Source organism: Acinetobacter sp. YH12100, assembly GCF_013419135.1.
In the GTDB taxonomy this organism is placed as follows: domain Bacteria; phylum Pseudomonadota; class Gammaproteobacteria; order Pseudomonadales; family Moraxellaceae; genus Acinetobacter; species Acinetobacter pseudolwoffii.
The window spans coordinates 1-18,058 of sequence record NZ_VPAQ01000014.1; the positions used below are offsets into that span (position 1 = coordinate 1).

Annotated in this window: 18 protein-coding genes; 9 read left to right on the forward strand and 9 right to left on the reverse strand. The window is 43.9% G+C overall.

All coding sequences use genetic code 11. From position 1 onward, the window contains the following. Positions 1 to 189: 189 nt before the first annotated feature. Positions 190 to 741 carry a cytochrome b gene (locus FTU40_RS10675; protein WP_074383302.1) on the reverse strand — a complete coding sequence of 184 codons (552 nt, stop codon included), beginning with the start codon at positions 739 to 741 and terminating at the stop codon, positions 190 to 192. A gap of 218 nt (positions 742 to 959) precedes the next feature. Between FTU40_RS10675 and FTU40_RS10680 the strand changes: the two genes are divergently transcribed. After that, positions 960 to 1,331: a hypothetical protein gene (locus FTU40_RS10680; protein WP_100329010.1), complete on the forward strand. Its 372-nt coding sequence runs from the start codon at positions 960 to 962 to the stop codon at positions 1,329 to 1,331. 57 nt (positions 1,332 to 1,388) lie between these two features. Next, a complete protein-coding gene (rnhB, locus tag FTU40_RS10685) occupies positions 1,389 to 1,982 on the forward strand; it encodes a ribonuclease HII (RefSeq protein WP_005170243.1) in 594 nt (197 codons plus the stop codon). Between the two features lie 101 nt (positions 1,983 to 2,083). Here the strand turns inward: rnhB and csrA are convergent, their stop codons facing one another. From csrA to alaS, 3 genes are all read right to left on the reverse strand, one after another. Next, the gene (gene csrA, locus FTU40_RS10690) at positions 2,084 to 2,338 is read right to left on the reverse strand and encodes a carbon storage regulator CsrA (RefSeq protein WP_005097444.1); all 255 of its coding nucleotides are present in this window, start codon (positions 2,336 to 2,338) and stop codon (positions 2,084 to 2,086) included. A 249-nt stretch (positions 2,339 to 2,587) separates the two neighbouring features. After that, a complete protein-coding gene (locus FTU40_RS10695; RefSeq protein WP_005097443.1) occupies positions 2,588 to 3,868 on the reverse strand; it encodes an aspartate kinase in 1,281 nt (426 codons plus the stop codon). A 64-nt stretch (positions 3,869 to 3,932) separates the two neighbouring features. Then, positions 3,933 to 6,626, reverse strand: coding sequence for an alanine--tRNA ligase (gene alaS / locus FTU40_RS10700; protein WP_180040811.1), 2,694 nt, complete (start codon positions 6,624 to 6,626; stop codon positions 3,933 to 3,935). A gap of 388 nt (positions 6,627 to 7,014) precedes the next feature. Between alaS and gap the strand changes: the two genes are divergently transcribed. Beyond that, complete coding sequence (gene gap, locus FTU40_RS10705; protein WP_180040813.1) at positions 7,015 to 8,037, forward strand: type I glyceraldehyde-3-phosphate dehydrogenase; 1,023 nt, start codon at positions 7,015 to 7,017, stop codon at positions 8,035 to 8,037. A 191-nt stretch (positions 8,038 to 8,228) separates the two neighbouring features. Continuing rightward, entirely contained in the window at positions 8,229 to 8,525 is a 297-nt protein-coding gene (locus FTU40_RS10710; protein WP_159138600.1) for a hypothetical protein, read from the forward strand. A 43-nt stretch (positions 8,526 to 8,568) separates the two neighbouring features. Here FTU40_RS10710 and FTU40_RS10715 read toward each other — a convergent pair whose 3' ends face one another. Beyond that, positions 8,569 to 8,868 carry an AzlD family protein gene (locus FTU40_RS10715; RefSeq protein WP_005170250.1) on the reverse strand — a complete coding sequence of 100 codons (300 nt, stop codon included), beginning with the start codon at positions 8,866 to 8,868 and terminating at the stop codon, positions 8,569 to 8,571. Further along, complete coding sequence (locus FTU40_RS10720; protein WP_180040815.1) at positions 8,865 to 9,614, reverse strand: AzlC family ABC transporter permease; 750 nt, start codon at positions 9,612 to 9,614, stop codon at positions 8,865 to 8,867. Before FTU40_RS10720 ends, FTU40_RS10715 begins: the two co-directional genes overlap by 4 nt. Before the next feature lie 147 nt (positions 9,615 to 9,761). Here FTU40_RS10720 and FTU40_RS10725 point away from each other — a divergent pair, with 147 nt between their 5' ends. The 5 genes from FTU40_RS10725 to FTU40_RS10745 all read left to right on the forward strand — a co-directional run bounded on the left by FTU40_RS10725 (position 9,762) and on the right by FTU40_RS10745 (position 14,337). Beyond that, on the forward strand, positions 9,762 to 10,217 hold the full coding sequence (locus FTU40_RS10725) for an Lrp/AsnC family transcriptional regulator (protein WP_004645552.1): 456 nt from the start codon (positions 9,762 to 9,764) through the stop codon (positions 10,215 to 10,217). A gap of 208 nt (positions 10,218 to 10,425) precedes the next feature. Next, positions 10,426 to 11,592, forward strand: a complete 1,167-nt coding sequence (locus tag FTU40_RS10730; protein WP_180040817.1) for an ATP phosphoribosyltransferase regulatory subunit — start codon at positions 10,426 to 10,428, stop codon at positions 11,590 to 11,592. A gap of 71 nt (positions 11,593 to 11,663) precedes the next feature. After that, a complete protein-coding gene (locus FTU40_RS10735; protein ID WP_005097435.1) occupies positions 11,664 to 12,983 on the forward strand; it encodes an adenylosuccinate synthase in 1,320 nt (439 codons plus the stop codon). 159 nt (positions 12,984 to 13,142) lie between these two features. Next, positions 13,143 to 13,451: a hypothetical protein gene (locus tag FTU40_RS10740; RefSeq protein WP_100355850.1), complete on the forward strand. Its 309-nt coding sequence runs from the start codon at positions 13,143 to 13,145 to the stop codon at positions 13,449 to 13,451. Between the two features lie 112 nt (positions 13,452 to 13,563). Then, on the forward strand, positions 13,564 to 14,337 hold the full coding sequence (locus tag FTU40_RS10745; protein WP_005097433.1) for a M48 family metallopeptidase: 774 nt from the start codon (positions 13,564 to 13,566) through the stop codon (positions 14,335 to 14,337). A gap of 154 nt (positions 14,338 to 14,491) precedes the next feature. Here the strand turns inward: FTU40_RS10745 and slyD are convergent, their stop codons facing one another. The 3 genes from slyD to FTU40_RS10760 all read right to left on the reverse strand — a co-directional run bounded on the left by slyD (position 14,492) and on the right by FTU40_RS10760 (position 17,955). Next, complete coding sequence (gene slyD / locus FTU40_RS10750) at positions 14,492 to 14,974, reverse strand: peptidylprolyl isomerase (RefSeq protein WP_005097432.1); 483 nt, start codon at positions 14,972 to 14,974, stop codon at positions 14,492 to 14,494. Between the two features lie 136 nt (positions 14,975 to 15,110). After that, on the reverse strand, positions 15,111 to 16,397 hold the full coding sequence (locus FTU40_RS10755) for an NAD(P)/FAD-dependent oxidoreductase (protein WP_180040819.1): 1,287 nt from the start codon (positions 16,395 to 16,397) through the stop codon (positions 15,111 to 15,113). A 244-nt stretch (positions 16,398 to 16,641) separates the two neighbouring features. Next, entirely contained in the window at positions 16,642 to 17,955 is a 1,314-nt protein-coding gene (locus FTU40_RS10760) for a D-alanyl-D-alanine carboxypeptidase PBP6B (RefSeq protein WP_180040821.1), read from the reverse strand. Positions 17,956 to 18,058 lie beyond the last annotated feature (103 nt).

Consider the following 18,058-nt stretch of genomic DNA (forward strand, 5'->3'; position numbering starts at 1 on the left):
AGATACAAAATAATTCGGTAATATAGTCCATGAAAAAGCCTTGCTCTGAAATGTTTTGTCTTCGTAACCAAGATATTACAGATGCTAAGGCTTTTTTTTATTTATTTTTTATGTCGAACTCAGGTTATTTAATGAAACAGCCTGCAAGCACAGACTGGGAACATTATTTAGCCCATATTAATGGTCTAACTATTTATCCTGTTGGGTCATACTTTTTAATACATGATCTTTATCGATAAAATGATGTTTAAAGGCTGCGGCAATATGGCCAACCAGTAGAATGCCGACTGCCCAGGAAAGCCAGATATGCAAGGGCTTAACAATAGCGGTCACAGCCGAGTTTTCGGCAATGAGGGGTGGCAGGTTAAATAAATACAGCACCGGTGCTGGATAACCCAAACTCCAACTATACAAACAACCTGTAAGGGGTAGGGCAATCAGCATGAAATACAGCGCCAGATGACCAGCATGTGCCAACGTTTTCATCCGCGGTGACATACTCTCAGGCAGTGACGGCGCCGGATGGGTATAGCGCCAGAAAATTCGAACAACGAGCAGGAAAATAATGGTGGTTGCAATATTTTTATGCAGTGAAATCACATCACCCTTAAAGCTGCCATCAACCTCATAACTTAAAAAATTACCACTATAAAAACCGATGAGCCAGGCCGCAATAAAAATAACCGCCATGATCCAATGCAGCCATTGCGCTGTTCGTGTGTAATACAGTGATTTATTCATCTAGATATTCCGTTGCTCTTCAATAAGGCCGAACCTTAGCAAAGGGTGAATCAATTCAGCAATTCCAAATCTGCAACGCTATGGTGGCTTTCATGCAACATCTATTAAATTGGTTGGCTGTAGATTAAACATGCTTAGTGATTTTTAGATTTCTTATTCAGGTGAATTTCGGCACAATAGCGACAGTCTTCATCTATGAATGAATAAGGAATATATCTGTGAAAAAATTATTGGCTGTACTTGCACCACTGACTCTGGTTTTATCAGCGTGTACAGCGACAGGCACTTCTGAGGCGCCAAGTACCACTCAACAACTGGGCGGCACTGCGCTTAAAATCGCGATCAATGCAAAATGCACCACTGAACTGAATAATATTCTAGCGTGGCAAACGGCAACACGTTTAATGACCACAACACAAAAGCAAAATATCCAGTCTGAAATTTGTGGCTGTGTCAGCGAAAAAGCACCGCAAAATGTGACAGCGGTTGATTTGGCGACTGCTGCGATTGATCCGGTGGCACGTACCACAATCGTGGGCAATGTGGTTGCAAAAACCATTAACGCTTGTGTGGCTGAAGCTGTAAACTAAGCCAAGATTAAATTGAAATAGGCTGACAGGTTCAGCCTATTTTTTATGGGAAATGACATGAAAATTGCTGGTGTAGATGAAGCAGGGCGTGGACCGCTGGTCGGTTCAGTGGTGGCGGCCGCGGTAATTTTAGATCCAAATAACCCGATTGAAGGTTTAAATGACTCTAAAAAACTGACTGAAAAGAAACGTGAAAAACTTTTTATCGAAATTCAGGAAAAAGCGCTGGCTTGGGCAATTGCTGAGGCGTCAGCAGCAGAAATTGATGAGCATAATATTCTGCAGGCATCCTTACTGGCAATGCGCCGTGCTGTAGAAGCTTTAGCGATTCAACCTGAGCATGTGCTGGTCGATGGCAATAAAGTCCCTCAGGGGCTAACGATGAGCTGTGACGCGATCATTGGTGGCGATGCTTTGCATGCAGAAATTTCTGCTGCTAGTATTCTGGCCAAAGTTACCCGTGATCATCAAATGATTGAGATGGATCTAAAGCATCCACAATTTGGTTTTGCCAAGCACAAGGGCTATCCAACCAAAGCACATTTTGAAGCGATTGCCTTGCATGGGGTGATTGATGAGCACCGTCGTAGTTTTGGGCCGGTAAAAAAGGTAGTTGCAGCATTGCTGGAACAGCAGGGCGCAGAACTTTAATTCTTATTTAATTTAAAGGTTCTGAATATTGAAATGTGTATTCATTAAAGTATAGATCAATTAAAAGCGGCTTCAAAGCCGCTTTATGATTTACACAAAAATTAACGGTTAAAGTTATTTTGTGTTTGGTTTTCATCTTCATACGAAGGTTGGAAATCCTGATCGATATGCTGAAGATGTTCATGCATTGCACGTTCATGCTGGATACGCTGGTAAATCTCTTCACGGTGCACAGAGACTTCTTTCGGAGCATTGACCCCAATACGAACCTGATTACCTTTTACACCAAGCACAGTCACGCTGACTTGGTCTCCAATCATTAAAGTTTCCCCGACACGTCGAGTCAAAATCAGCATGTTTCTCTCCTTGCAAAATGCAAAACCTGCAATCTATTGAATATAAAACAAAAACACAACCAAAAATTAAAAAATAAAATCTGGATAGAAATTCTGTCATCTGGGTGAAAGATTTTAATCTATCTCAGTTTTTTAAAAATCCTCAGGCTTAATATAACAGAGCCACTATAAAAAAAACTATAGTGGCTCTGAATTTTTGTAGAGATTTATAGAATACTGTCAAACAATGACAATATTTTGTCATTCCTCTTAAGCGCGTACGCTTGATTCACCTTGTTCGCGGTCTAGACCGAAGGCGGTATGCAGTGAACGAACTGCAAGTTCCAGATAGTTTTCTTCAATAATCACTGAAATTTTGATTTCAGAAGTAGAGATCATCAGGATGTTAATACCTTCAGCTGCCAGTGCGGTAAACATTTTGCTTGCAACACCTGCATGTGAACGCATGCCTACACCGACGATAGAAACTTTGACGATATCTGAACGGGTAGCGACTTCACGTGCACCAATTTCCTGAGCGGTTGCTTCGAGAATGGCTTTGGCCTTGTTCAATTCGCTGCGGTTGACTGTAAAAGTAAAATCAGTCGTACCATCTTCTTCAACGTTCTGGATAATCATATCCACTTCAACATTGGCATCACCAATCGGGCACAAAATTTTAGAGGCGATGCCCGGTTCATCAGGTACACCTAAAATCGTTAATTTTGCTTCGTCACGGTTAAATGCGATACCGGAGATAATTGGCTGTTCCATATTGTCTTCCAATTCAGTCGTAATAAGTGTACCCACGTTTTGCTTAAATTCTTCGTCGAATGCGCCATCATTGTCATTGTCGAAGCTGGATAATACGCGTAAAGGTACTTGATATTTACCGGCAAATTCAACTGCACGAATTTGCAGGACTTTTGAACCCAGTGACGCCATTTCAAGCATTTCTTCAAAGGAAATACGGTCAACTTTCTTGGCTTTGGGTGCAACACGTGGATCAGTGGTATATACGCCATCAACGTCTGTATAAATCTGGCATTCATCGGCTTTTAGTGCAGCAGCAATCGCGACACCTGAAGTATCAGAACCGCCGCGGCCTAAAGTGGTGGTATTGCCATGCTCGTCAAAACCCTGGAAACCTGCAACTACAAGTACACGGCCAGCATCCAGATTCGAGTTCAGGACTTCAGTATCAATTGATTCGATACGTGCCTTATTGAATGAGCTGTCGGTTTTCATGCCAACCTGGCGACCTGTCAGTGATTTTGCTTCAACGCCAATAGAGTTGAGCGCCATCGCTAACATAGAAATCGTAACCTGCTCACCCGTAGAGACCATCTGGTCTAGTTCACGTGGGTCAGGGGTTTCGGTAATGGCTTTCGCGAGAGCAAGCAGACGATTGGTTTCGCCACTCATCGCTGATACAACCACAACCACCTTGTGGCCATGGTCATGCCAGCGTTTCACACGACGAGCAACATTTAAAATGCGCTCGGGAGTACCCATAGAGGTACCGCCATATTTTTGAACGATTAGTGCCATAGTTGTTCCATATAAGCCATGACCCTGATAGTCCTATCAGGGTCAGTTACACAAAATTGAAGTTTTATTTTGCTGCCAGCCAGGCAGTTAAATCTGCCATCACCGGAGCAAACTTCTCGTTAAGTGGCGCGCCACCTTGTGCCAAGTCAGGTTTACCACCACCTTTACCACCCAGCTCGGTTGCCAGATGTTTGATGATGTCACCCGCTTTTATAGATGCAGTAAAGTCTTTTGCTACAGATGCGATCAAGCTCACCTTGTCACCCTCTACACCTGCAAGCACAATGACTGCATTTTCTAATTTTGATTTCACACCGTCATGCAGGTTGCGTAGTGCTTTCGCATCCATATTTTCAACGGTTGTAATCAAGGTTGCACGACCTGCAATGGTTTGAACTTGGCTTAGAAGTTCACCGGCTTGCAGGCTAGCAAGTTTCTGATTCAGTTGTTCGATCTGTTTTTGCAAGCTCGATGCAGTATCAACTAACGCTTCAACTTTTTCTAAAGTCTGGTCTTTTTGCGCTTTGAGCAAACCGTTAATCGTATTGATGTCACGATCGGCTTTTTGTGCAACTTCAACTGCTTTGGTGCCTGTCACTGCTTCAATACGACGTATACCTGCTGCAACACCACCTTCAGAAGTGATCTTGAACAGACCGATGTCACCGGTACGTTTTACGTGAATACCACCGCAAAGCTCGATGGAGAAATTTTTCTCTTCAATCACTGAACCCATCGACAATACACGGACTTCGTCACCGTATTTTTCGCCGAACAGCATCATCGCGCCTTTGGCTTTGGCAGATTCGATGTCGAGAAGTTCAGTAGAAACAGCCGTATTAGCAATCACCTCAGTATTGACCAGACGTTCAATTTCTTGCAGCTGTTCAAAGCTAACCGGTTGATCATTGGCAAAGTCAAAACGTAACACATCAGATGCGACCAATGAACCCTTTTGTTGTACATGTGAGCCCAGAATTTGACGCAGCGCAGCATGTAACAAGTGAGTCGCAGAGTGGTTGCGCGCAGTTGCTGCACGGATGTCTGCTTTCACAGTCGCTTCAACAGATTGGGTTGCTTTTAAGCTACCCATGGTCACGATGCCTTGGTGTACAAATGCACCACCAGATTTTTTCGTGTCCTGAACTTCGAAAATCCCGGTATCGTTTTTGAAAATCCCTGTATCACCGATTTGACCACCGCTTTCTGCATAGAAAGGAGTCTGGTTGAGTACGATTAAAGCTTCGTCGCCTTCAACGACTTCATCTACTTGCTCGCCATCTTTATAGATTGCGATGATTTGGCCTTCGCCTGCAGTTGCATCATAACCATCAAATTGAGTTTCGCCTTCAACTTTGACAACACTGTTGTAGTCGATTGCGAATTTGCCTGCATCACGCGCACGTTGACGCTGTGCTGCCATTTCAACTTCAAAGCCAGCTTCATCAATCGTTAATTCACGTTCACGTGCGATATCCGCAGTTAAGTCCGTCGGGAAACCGTAAGTGTCGTAAAGTTTGAAAACCACTTCACCCGGAATCACAGAACCTTTTAACTGTGCCAATTCGCCTTCAAGCAATTTCAAACCTTGCTCAAGTGTTTTGGCAAATTGTTCTTCTTCTTTGAGCAGTTGAGCTTCGATACGTGCTTGTTGTGCTGCAAGTTCTGGATATGCTTCGCCCATCACTTCAATAAGCGGCTGCAACATTTTATGGAAGAATGAACCGGTCGCACCCAGTTTGTTACCGTGACGCACTGCACGGCGGATGATACGACGCAGTACATAACCACGCCCTTCATTTGAAGGATTTACGCCATCAGCGATTAAAAATGAACATGAACGTGCATGGTCAGCAACCACTTTAAGTGAAGCAGGGTATTGTACAGGTGTGCCTTTTTCAGCCGCTTCAGCTTCAAGTGTAGTAGTATCCAGACCAATGATCTCAGCCGCAGATTTGAGTAAGTGCTGGAACAAATCAATTTCGTAGTTTGAGTTGACATGCTGTAAAACTGCAGAAATACGCTCAAGACCCATACCAGTATCTACAGAAGGCGCTGGAAGCGGATGAAGTACGCCATCACTCGTGCGGTTAAACTGCATGAAAACGTTGTTCCAGATTTCGATGAAACGGTCGCCATCTTCTTCAGGTGTGCCAGGCAGGCCACCCCAGATGTGATCGCCATGGTCAAAGAAAATTTCAGAACATGGACCGCAAGGACCGGTGTCACCCATTGCCCAGAAGTTATCTGATGCGTATTGACCACCTTTGTTGTCACCAATACGGATAATGCGAGATGCATCTAGGCCGATTTCTTTGTTCCAGATGTCGAATGCTTCGTCATCGGTATGATAAACAGTGGCATAAAGCTTATCTTTAGGTAGCGCTAGCCAGTCATCGCCCGTCAAAAAATCCCAGGCAAATTTGATCGCATCACGTTTGAAGTAATCACCAAACGAGAAGTTTCCTAACATTTCAAAGAAGGTATGGTGACGCGCGGTATAACCGACATTATCCAAGTCGTTGTGTTTACCACCTGCGCGTACGCATTTTTGTGATGATACGGCACGGACATAATCGCGTTTTTCTAGACCTAAGAAGCAATCTTTAAACTGGTTCATACCCGCATTGGTGAACAGTAAAGTTGGATCATTGGCGGGTACTAGTGAACTCGACGCGACACGTGTATGCCCTTGCGATTCAAAGTAACGCAAAAATGCTTCACGAATTTCAGCTGATGTCATAAAACGAGTACTCACAACCAAGTCACTCCATAATTTCCGATTTGGCTAAAACACCACAGTCTGACAAGCACATGAGAGCTCTGCTGCAATGCGGGGCTTAAAAATTTAAAACGCCAAATTATAACGGAAAAAGCGGTATGCACCAATCATTTTAAAACCAATTGCCAAGGAATTATTGACTCGGGTTTAGTGCTGAATTCATAAAATGAATTTTCTATTCAGAACAATTCGGTTATATCCATCTATTTACACAGCATCAGAATTTTAAAAGATCTGAATACTGGGCGATGTATCAGAAATAAAATAATCGAAAATCAATATTTTCACTGAAGTTTTTCATGTACTGCGCAAGAAATCCTTTAACATAGAGGAGTTTTAAAATAGGCATATAAAAGGTTGAGTCATGCAACGAGTGGCAATCAATGGATTTGGGCGTATTGGACGTAATGTATTGCGTGCCTGGTTTGAAAATCCGAAAGATTTTAAATTTGAAATCGTTGCCATTAACGATATTGCTGATGTTGAAACCTTAATTCATCTGTTTAAATATGACTCAACCCATGGCCGTTTTCCGGGACAGGTAGACGTCAGCTATGATGCCGAACATATTTATCTGCATCTCAGCTATCAGGATGCCAGCTTAAAAGTTCAGGTTTTGTGTGAAGCCAACCCGGCGCAGCTTCCCTGGCAAAAACTTGAAGTAGATGTAGTGCTGGAATGTACCGGGCTGTTCCGTTCCCGTGCAGCTGCGACCCAGCATATTGAGGCAGGGGCGAAACGGGTGATTATTGGAGCAGCACCCTTTGATACTGTCGATGCTGCGATTGTGTATGGTGTCAATCATCATGAGGTCAAAGCCACAGACCAGATCATTTCCAGTGTGTCCTGTACCACTCAGGCCTTAGTACCGCTGGTCAAAATTCTCGATGATGCTTTTGGCATCAGCAGTGCGTTAATGACCGAAATCCATGCGGTGACCGCAGATCAATCTGTGCTGGATCAGGCGCATCGCGATTTGCGTCGTGCACGGGCAGCAGGACACAATATTATTCCCACCACATCCAGTGCGCTGGGTGCATTAAAGCGGGTTATGCCAAAAATGGAAGATCGGATTGACGGTTATTCAATTCGGGTGCCGACCATTAATGTCGCAGCAATTGACCTGACCTTTGTTTCCCAGTCACCGATTACCGATCACAAACTGAATGAAGTGTTAATTAAGGCTGCGCGACAGGATTTTGCCGAAATCATGTCAGTGACGGATGAACCTTTGGTGTCGAGTGATTTTAATCATTCCCCTTATTCCTTGATCGTTGATCTGACCCAAACCCTAGTGGTGAGGCAACAGGCCAAGGTCTTTGCCTGGTATGACAATGAATGGGGTTATGCCAACCGCTTGCTGGATTTATGTGAATCTTTTCATTAAGTTTGACTTTGCTAAGCCTAAAAAGTGCCGATATACGGTGCTTTTTTTGCTTTAAACATTCTTGATATGCGTTGTTTTAATAGAATTTGCGCGTAATTGATCGAAAAGCAGCGTGAGTGCTTGAATTATTTGCATCATCTGCATGATTTTTCGTTAAGATAAAGCCAATAAAATGAAATAAGAGCAAGCATATGATGGTGGTTTGGGGATTTATTATACTGCTCACATTGGCAGTGATTTTTCTAATCTGGCTGCAGTTCAATCAGAATGATGGTTCAGGTGTCATGGAGGGCGTGCCGGTAGAAGAGAAAGTCGCGCATCTGGAAGAAAATTTAAAAAAGACCCTGGAAATCATGCAGGACTTGGCTAAAAAAATGCATGTACAGCAGGAAGTGCTGGATCAGACTACAACCAAACTGCAGCAGGTCGAGTTGCAAAATGCAGAGCTGGTCAGCCTGCTCACCAAGGTCGTAGACCCACAGAAATAAACAGAATCCCTTTAGAAATCATATAAAGGATTCTGTTTGAGGGCTAGACAAGAAAAGTTCTTAAGACGGCTGCAGACACCATGCTGATGGCAACTGTGGGGAGCAAGCCAAAACGCGTAGCGGCAAACAGGGTTAAAGCCAAAGCGATCAGATCTGCAGGGTTGTCGCGTACAAAATACGGTGCGATGACTGAAATCAGGACACAGCCGGGCACAACGTCCATGATTTTACGCTGACGTTGTGTCAGCGTTTTATTTTTTAATAAGACATAGCCCAGAATCCGGGTCAGATAGGTGGTTGCCGCAATCAGCAGGATGGCCAGTAATGTACTCATCTCAATCATGCTTCCTCCTCACCAATCAAGAAAAAAGCAGACACAATGCCGGCTAGGGCACCTATCGGCACATACCAGCCAGCAGGCAAATATAAATAAGCCAGGGCAGCACAGATCAGGCTTACTAGCCATGGCCGGGCTGCACTCAAGCCTTTCCACATGCTTCGCATCAACACCAGAAATACAGCAGGAAAGGCCATATCAAAGCCCCAGCGGTTGATATCGCCTAAAACAGGTCCAAGCATCGCGCCCAGTGTGGTAAAACCGACCCACATCAGATAAAGACAGAAACATAAACCGGCATAGTAGGGCATGCTAAACGCAGCCCGACAACCCCACTGCGCCTGTTTTCTTTGCGCATCCGCCAGACTTAAGGCCCAGCTTTCATCAACCATAAAAAACAGGGCCGGCAATACTTTGCGATTCGGGAGATGTTTTAAATACGGGACTAGGCTTGCACCCATCAGCAAATGCCGGCTATTCACCAAAAAGGTAATAAATAGCAGCATGAATAAATTGGGTGGACTGGTCCAGACTTCCAGAATGGCAAATTCAGAACCGCCGGCAAAATTGAGTCCAGTCAGCAAAGGCACTTCCAGCACACTGAAATTTTTCTGAATCGCAGTCGCACCTAGCACCAAAGCAAAGGGAATAATTCCTAAAAGCATAGGAATAGAATCTTTCATGCCGCGCTGAAATTCGCTGAAATCTGTATGTGCGAGCGCGGGCGTGCTGCTTTGTCTGAGCAAAAGCATGTCAGTGACCTGAGGACTTCAATATTGAACCGTATTTTATAGCGATAATCGGGCTATTTTCTGTTGTAGTGCATGCAATTTAAATTTGATTTGGAATTAAATTGCGCTAAATTGGCTTAAAGGGGTTTTAAATACTAAAGTAACAAGATGGATCAAATTGATAAACGCATTTTGCATGAACTGCAAAAGAACGGAAAATTGCAAAATAATGAACTGGCTCAATTAATTGGCTTGTCGCCGTCCCCCTGTTTAAGAAGAGTCAAGCAACTAGAAGATGATGGGGTCATTGAACAGTATGTCGCCTTACTCAATCCGCAAAAAGTCAATCTGGCGATGAGTGTATTTGCACGGGTTTGGCTTAAATCTCAAGAAGCCGCCGTGGTCGATCAATTTGTTGAAGCCATCAAGGAGATGCCGGAAGTGGTGGAATGCCAGTTAATGGCGGGAGATTGTGATTTCTTTTTAAGAATTGTGGTGGCCGATCTGGATGCCTACCGTAAATTTCAGATTCATCATTTGACTCAAATTCCCTGCATCCAAAGTGTAAAAACTGAAATTCCATTGCAAACGGTAAAAAGCACCACCGCATTGCCATTGGTCTAAAATGATTTTTTGTTTATAGCGCGTGCTGGTCATACACGATAAAACGCTGATAGTTGACGCAATTGTGGCTCATTGCATAAGAGAGTAAAAATTATAAAATTTTGCGATGCACAGCCAAAACTATCGTGCTAGACTAGGAGAAATCGGGTGTGCTCCCGATTTTTTTATGCGGATTCGTTCCGCGCTGACAAGAATTTAGGTTTACAACATGCCCATTTCAGAGACATGGTTATTACCTGATGGTGTAGCTGATGTATTACCAGAACAAGCGCAAGTCATTGAAAGTTTGCGCCGTAAATCACTGGATTTCCTTGCATCTAGAGGTTATCAGTTGGTGTACACGCCATTCATTGAATACATCGAATCTCTCTCTTCTCTCTCAGAATCGAATCAAGATTTAGACTTAGCCACTTTTAAAGTCATCGATCAGCTTTCTGGTCGTTTGCTTGGTGTGCGTGCCGATATGACACCACAAGTGGCGCGTATTGATGCACATGTACATCCAGTGGAAGGTGTGGCGCGTTACTGCTATGCAGGTACCGTTCTGCATACCAAACCACGCGGTTTTAATACCTCGCGTGCGCCTTTGCAGTTAGGCGCCGAACTGTTTGGTTCAGACAGCATCGATGCCGATGTAGAAATGGTCGATTTAATGATCAGTCTGATTCAGGAAACAGGTCTGGCAGACGGAATCCATCTGGACTTGGGTCATGTCGGCTTATTCCGCAGTCTGGTGGCTCAAGCTGGTTTAAGCAAAGTTGCTGAACGTAAACTGTCTGATTTATACCAACGTAAGGCCTTGCCAGAGTTGGAAGAATTTACGGCAGAACTGAAATTTGGTCAGGACTTTTATACACTGGGCCGCTATGCCAGCGATCTGGACGCATTACAGGCAAATTTAAGTGCTGAAGTGTTGGCGAATCCAGCCTTCAAGCAAGCTTTTGATGCCTTACAAATTACCAAAGATCAGGTTCAAGCCCGTTGGCCAAACTTGAGTATTGGGATTGATGTGGTTGAATTGCGTTCATACCATTATCATACTGGTCTGATGTATGCAGTCTATGCACCGAATCGTGCAGCAGCACTGGCACAAGGCGGTCGTTATGATGGCATTGGTGAACATTTCGGTCGTGCGCGTCCTGCCACAGGTTTCTCTTGTGACTTATATGCGTTAAGCGCAGGTCAGTTTGACGCTGTACACGTGGTAGTTGCACCTAAAGGTGTCGATGCAGAACTTCTGAATGCGATTCAGAGTATTCGAGCACAAGGCTTAAGTGTAATTCAGTTACTCGGTAATGATGATTTAAACTCAATTCCATATGCGACGCACCAGCTGGTGAACGTAGATGGTGAGTGGACAGTCAAAACGATTTAAATTGCTTGGCTCAGTGTTCATGTCACTGAGCGGGGCTTTCAACTTTAACAGCATGATGCAATGAGGCTATTATGGGCAAGAATGTTGTGGTACTTGGTACCCAATGGGGCGACGAAGGTAAAGGTAAAATCGTCGACCTGCTCACAGATCAAGCGGCAGCGGTCGTTCGTTATCAAGGCGGACATAACGCAGGTCACACTCTGGTGGTGGGTGGTAAGAAAACTGTCTTACACCTCATTCCATCTGGTATTTTACGTGAAAACGTATTGTGCTTAATTGGTAACGGTGTTGTTCTTTCTCCTGAAGCGCTCATCAAAGAGATGGACATTCTTGAAAAAGAAGGCGTTCCTGTTAAAGAGCGTTTACGTATTTCTCCAAACTGTCCACTGATCCTTCCAAACCACATCGCACTGGACCAAGCACGTGAGAAAAAACGTGGTAATGCGAAGATTGGTACAACAGGTCGTGGTATCGGTCCTGCATACGAAGACAAAGTGGCGCGTCGTGCAATCCGTGTTGCTGATCTGGTACGTGGTGGTGAACATCTTACTGCCCAGTTAACTGAGCTTCTGGATTACCATAACTTCCAGCTTACTCAATACTATGGTGTTGAAGCAGTTAAGCTAGAAGACGTACTGGCACTTTGCGACGAATGGCGTAAGGTTGTTGCGCCGTTGGTTGTAGACGTAACAACTGAACTGCATAACTACCGTAAAAACGGTGACAACATCATGTTTGAAGGCGCGCAAGGTTCACTTCTTGACGTTGACCATGGTACATACCCGTATGTGACATCTTCAAACACCACTGCTGGTGGCGTAAGCTCAGGTTCAGGTCTGGGTCCTTTGCACCTTGATTATGTACTGGGTATCACCAAAGCCTATACTACTCGTGTCGGTGCAGGCCCATTCCCAACGGAATTGGTTTATGACGCTGCAAACGATGTGGGTGATGCGGTTGGTAAACACCTTGGTACCATTGGTAATGAGTTTGGTGCGTCTACTGGCCGTCAACGTCGTTGTGGCTGGTTCGATGCTGAAATTCTACGCCGTTCAGTTGACGTAAACTCACTTTCTGGTATTTGCCTGACTAAACTTGATGTTCTTGATGGTTTAGAAGAAGTGAAAATCTGTGTCGGTTATGAAGCTGCAGATTCTGGTTGTGTCGGTTCTTCTGATGCGCTTGCATTCGAAACTTTAAAACCAATTTACGAAACAATGCCAGGCTGGTCTGAGTCAACTTTCGGTGCAAAATCGCTGGATCAGTTGCCACAAGCTGCATTGAACTATGTAAAACGTCTTGAGCAACTGATTGAATGTCCAATCGACATCATTTCAACCGGTCCAGACCGTGAAGAAACTATCGTTCTTCGCCACCCGTTTGATGCTTGATCTTCATTTGATTAAAGCTTGAATGATAAAACCCATCTCCGGATGGGTTTTTTTATATCCTGAATTTATGCAGCTATTTCAAGACTAAAGTTGCATCGGTAATACTACGTGATGTGCTTTAACATAGCGGTATATAAAGAAAGAAAAATGAGCAGCAGGATGCAAAAAAATATATCGGCGACTATGTTTTATTCATTGTTATTCGCGATGGGCGGGGCGCCAACAATTGCCATGATGATTATTCGCGCGCAAACCCAAAATCCTGAGGTGATTTATGCGGCGCTGATTGGTCTGAGTGTCATTATCGCCTGTATATTAGTGCCTATTATTTTATTGCAAAACGCCTATTTATTTTTTAAACGTAAAGATGAAATTCTGGAACAAAAAATAAAACCCTTAAGCCAGGTTTATCTGGGCTTGAACATTATCTGTCTGATTTATTGGTTGGCGATACAGTACTTGGCTTAAAAATTACAGAATTTATAAGAAGATGGAGTAATTAAGCGTTTAGCTCCTGTATGCTTTCACTTATAATTTTTACAATGTAAATTAAGCTTGGGCTAAGGTAGAGTTGATTATAATGAAGAATAAATTTTTATTGGGTATGGCGGCTGCCGCAGCCGTGACATTGTCGGGTTGTACCACTATTGCGGATATTGCCGGGGCTGATTCTGCGACCTTAAATGCATCTGCGACACAAAGCTATAATGCTATGGTGACTGATGCCAGAAATAAAGGTCAACTGGACACCAGTTCAGCGACCTATAAACGTATTAATACCGTATTTAACCGTTTAAAGCCGATTGCGAACCAAATGAACCAGACTGGTACAGCATTCCAGTGGCAATTGGCTGTGCTCAAGTCCGATCAGGTTAATGCCTTTGTTGCACCGGGTGGTAAAGTGGTATTTTATACCGGTATTGTGAATAAGCTGAATCTGACCGATGCTGAAATTGCAGCAATTATGGGTCATGAAATGGTACATGCCTTAGAAGAGCATTCTAAGCAGAAAATTGGTGCCCAGGCGCTCACCGACCTGGCTTTAGGCATTGGTCTGAATGCAGCTGGTGTGGGCCAGGGTGGCGCAGCAGCAGCGCAATTAGGAAGTCAGATCGGGATTGGCCTGCCATACTCGCGTAATCTGGAAAGCCGTGCTGACCAGGGTGGCTTGATGCTGATGGCACGTGCAGGTTATAACCCGAATGCAGCGATTACCTTGTGGGAAAAAATGAACAAACTCGGTGGCAGCAATGGCGCAACCTTCCTGTCTACGCATCCATCGAACAGCCAGCGTATTGGACAAATGCGTCAACAGTTACCAGCAGCCATGCAGATTTATAATCAACGCAAATAATCCAGCGATTATTCTCTAAAGGGATCTCTTGATCGGATTGAAACAGCAGGGCCATGGTCCTGCTTTTTTATTCTCCATTTTAAAATGAATATTTTGGCGGCAATAAAAAAGGCAAAGTTTTCACTTTGCCTTTTTTACACTCGATCAGAAGATCTTAGTGCTGGTGACCACCTGCACCGTGTACATGACCGTGATCTAATTCTTCTTGAGAAGCTTCACGAATCGATACAATTTCAACTTCGAAAGTCAGGTCTTGACCAGCAAGCGGGAAGTTCGCATCTACAACAACATTGTCGCCTTCAACTGCTTTAACAGTTACGATTTGCACGCCGTCATCAGTTTGAGCCTGGAACTGCATACCTGCTTGAATGTTGTCTACGCCTTGGAACATTTGCGCAGGAACTTCTTGTACGAGGTCAGGGTTATATTCGCCATAACCTTCAGCAGCAGGAACATTAACAGTGAATTTTTCACCCACAGTTTTGCCTTCTAACGCGTTTTCTAAACCTGGGATGATGTTACCTGCACCGTGCAAATAGGCAAGTGGTTCACCTTGAGATTGGTCGAGAGTTTCACCCTCTGCGTTAGTCAATGTGTAGTGGAAAGAAACCACGAGGTTATTTGCAATAGCAGTCATGTGAATTGATCCATTCAATTTTTTAAGGGTACATCATAAAGTGAAATTGCATTTTTGTAGACTAAAATTAGCAAAAAAACGCAATTTGACAATTTTATTGACGATTTTTTCATTGATTGGGCCAAATTCTGGAATTTCAATGCAATTTCAGCTTTGGAGAGATTTTTCGTGTAACTAAATCTTTTGCAGTCAGAATACCGGCATGTGCATAACCATGAATGGTCGCCTGATGAATCCGGTATAAAGAGATATACATGGTTTTGGCGACAAAGCCTTGCACATTGACCTGACCCAGCAATTCCCCCACAGCTTTATTCTGACTTAAGGAAATCAGGGAGCCCTTGTCAGAAAATTTAAACATCGGCAAATAGCTATCTCCATTGACATGGGCTTTTAAAGCATTGGCCAGAAAGCTTGCTTGCTGGCTGGCCACTTGAGCACGCGGCCCTAATACCGGTTGATCTGCCGCAGGCTGGCAATGCGCACAATCACCAAATGCAAAAATACTTGGATCAGATTTGGTTTGCAGCGTGGCATAAACTTTGAGCCGATGAATATGGTCTTTTTCTATATCGTCGAGTTGTGCCAAGACTTCCGGTGCTTTGATCCCTGCAGCCCAGACTTTGATTTCAGCATCCAGACTGGAACCATCGGCAAAATAAATCTTGTCTTCGTCGACCTTGGCCACTCGATGACTGGTCAAGACTTCAATACCGAACTGTTCTAACTGTTTCATGGTATTTGCAGCAACGTTAGGCGAGAGTGCAGTCAGAATACGATCTGCGGCTTCAATCAAGGTGATTTTGACTTTGTTGGGATCGACCTTGTTTAAGCCATATTGAAAGAAATTCTGTTTGGCTTCTACCAGCTCCGCTGCCAGTTCTACCCCAGTCGCACCGGCACCAATAATAGCAATATTCAGCTCACGACTTGAAGTCTCATGTTGAGCATTTAAATACAGGTGCAGCAGATCCTGCTGAAAGATATCTGCCTGCTGACGGCTGTCGAGAAAATGACAGAACTGTTTGACCCCTTCGGTATTAAAGTCATTTGAGGTTGAACCTAAAGCCAGTACCAGTGTGTCATAGCCAATACGCTGATTTTTCTTGGGCTCACTTTTTTTAGAGAAATATTCTGTTTCGACGATGATCTGTTTCGCTTCGCGATCCAGACCTGTGAATGTCCCCAAAACAAACTCATAATGATGCGCGGCAGAATGGGCAAAATAATTGGTTTCTTGCTGATGTGGATTTAAGGTACCTGCGGCGACTTCATGTAGCAGCGGTTTCCAGAGATGTGTCAGTTTTTGATCAATCAAAATAATCTGGGCTTTGCCGTTTTTACCCAGGCTATCACCCAGTTGTGTCGCCAGTTCCAGACCACCAGCGCCACCACCCACAATCACGATTTTATGTACTGTCATGCGTTCTTAACCTGTTTATTTTTTTAATAAAAATAAGAGAAATAGAGAGAAAATATACTATGGCATGTGCTAAATCGCGTCTTGATTAAAATTGTTATACACATTACAAAACGTAGCAATTCTGTGAGAGCGGGTAATAATTGCTGCGTTCCGGGCGGGGTGCCTCATTTGGGATAGATCATGAATCAGCTAGAAGGTTATATCAACGCTTTTAGCTTAAAGAATTACTTGATATTGAAAGGGATTATTGATCTAGAGGATACAGTTTTACGCCGGGTGTTGAGTCTGAAAAGAAACTGAATAAACCTTGCAGCCAGCTAAAGAACTTCTGCAACGGGTTGGCTTCTTCAATTTCGACATGATCTTCAATTTGAATGGTGCGAATTAACTGATTATTTTGATAAATCTGAATCGTGGCCAAAGGCATCATGCTGGCTAAGGGCGCAATGAGTTCAGATGCCTTCATTTCAACATTGATATGGGTCTGGGTTTCTTGAAGTGGCTCGATACTTTTTAAAGCGCCATCACCTGTATTTAGCATGATGCGCTGATGGGCCTGATCAAACTGATTCAGGTCAATGCTATAGCTCTGATCATAAAGCGAGGTAGTAATAATCTGCGGCTGCTTGGTTTGCACTTTAAACATTTTTAAGGTGGATTTAATTACAGGTAATTCAGCCAACAGTTGCTGATCTTTGATCGCGACTTCATTGCGGGTATAGGTATAAGCCAGATTCATCAGTTTATGCGATATCTCAGCGCGCTTTGTGGCGCTTTTAGTGCCTAGCACTACCACAATCAGACGGCGCTTCGGCATTTCAAAGTCTGCTGTAACACGATTGGCTGTCAGCGCCAGGTTATAACCGGCCGCACGGGTAAAACCGGTTTTTAAACCATCTACGCTTGGGTCGACCTGAAGTACACGGTTGGTGGCACGATGAAAATGCTGGTTATAAGTGAAACTTGGCTGTTTGGAATAATACAGATAATCCGGGGTTTCATTCACCACCGCCATAGAGAGTCGGGCCAAATCGGCAGCAGTCGAATAATGCTCGGGCATGGTAATGCCGGCCGGATTCTGGAAATTGCTATGCTGCATGCCCAGTGCTTTGGCTTCCTGATTCATCCGCTCTACAAACTGGGGAACACTCCCCGAGATTTTCTCAGCCAGCGTCAACGCTGCATCATTGGCAGACATGATAATCAAACCCGCCAGAAGCTGATCGACTGTAATCAGATCACCTTCTTTCAGATACATCTGTGACTCATCCCACATGACATTTTTAACCACAGATGTGGCAGTTAAAACTTCATTTTTATCTAATTTTCCGGCCTCAATTTCCTTTAAGGTAATATAAGCCACCATCATTTTGGTCAGCGAAGCCGGCGCACGTTGCACATCGGCATTGTGTTCTGCAATAACTTGACCAGACTGTGAATCCAGAATAGTCCAGGCTTCAGCTTCAACGCTTTCAGGCAGAATATTGAGTAAGGCAGCATGTGAAAATGCAGAAATAAATAAGCTGAATACCGCAATCAGTGAGATGATGTATTTCAAGGATGTTCCTTAATAACCCGTCGGGCGTTGAACGATTAAATTTTCAGGCATGCTATGCCTTTTTTATACAGATAGCTAGTCGTAAATGTAGACAAATAAGACA

Bases quoted from the DNA above. Each gene is read 5' to 3' on its own strand.
- FTU40_RS10675 (WP_074383302.1), bottom strand. From the start codon at position 741: ATGAATAAATCACTGTATTACACACGAACAGCGCAATGGCTGCATTGG.
- rnhB (WP_005170243.1), top strand. From the start codon at position 1,389: ATGAAAATTGCTGGTGTAGATGAAGCAGGGCGTGGACCGCTGGTCGGT.
- csrA (WP_005097444.1), bottom strand. From the start codon at position 2,338: ATGCTGATTTTGACTCGACGTGTCGGGGAAACTTTAATGATTGGAGAC.
- FTU40_RS10695 (WP_005097443.1), bottom strand. From the start codon at position 3,868: ATGGCACTAATCGTTCAAAAATATGGCGGTACCTCTATGGGTACTCCC.
- gap (WP_180040813.1), top strand. From the start codon at position 7,015: ATGCAACGAGTGGCAATCAATGGATTTGGGCGTATTGGACGTAATGTA.
- FTU40_RS10710 (WP_159138600.1), top strand. From the start codon at position 8,229: ATGATGGTGGTTTGGGGATTTATTATACTGCTCACATTGGCAGTGATT.
- FTU40_RS10715 (WP_005170250.1), bottom strand. From the start codon at position 8,868: ATGATTGAGATGAGTACATTACTGGCCATCCTGCTGATTGCGGCAACC.
- FTU40_RS10720 (WP_180040815.1), bottom strand. From the start codon at position 9,614: ATGCTTTTGCTCAGACAAAGCAGCACGCCCGCGCTCGCACATACAGAT.
- FTU40_RS10725 (WP_004645552.1), top strand. From the start codon at position 9,762: ATGGATCAAATTGATAAACGCATTTTGCATGAACTGCAAAAGAACGGA.
- FTU40_RS10730 (WP_180040817.1), top strand. From the start codon at position 10,426: ATGCCCATTTCAGAGACATGGTTATTACCTGATGGTGTAGCTGATGTA.
- FTU40_RS10735 (WP_005097435.1), top strand. From the start codon at position 11,664: ATGGGCAAGAATGTTGTGGTACTTGGTACCCAATGGGGCGACGAAGGT.
- FTU40_RS10740 (WP_100355850.1), top strand. From the start codon at position 13,143: ATGCAAAAAAATATATCGGCGACTATGTTTTATTCATTGTTATTCGCG.
- FTU40_RS10745 (WP_005097433.1), top strand. From the start codon at position 13,564: ATGAAGAATAAATTTTTATTGGGTATGGCGGCTGCCGCAGCCGTGACA.
- slyD (WP_005097432.1), bottom strand. From the start codon at position 14,974: ATGACTGCTATTGCAAATAACCTCGTGGTTTCTTTCCACTACACATTG.
- FTU40_RS10755 (WP_180040819.1), bottom strand. From the start codon at position 16,397: ATGACAGTACATAAAATCGTGATTGTGGGTGGTGGCGCTGGTGGTCTG.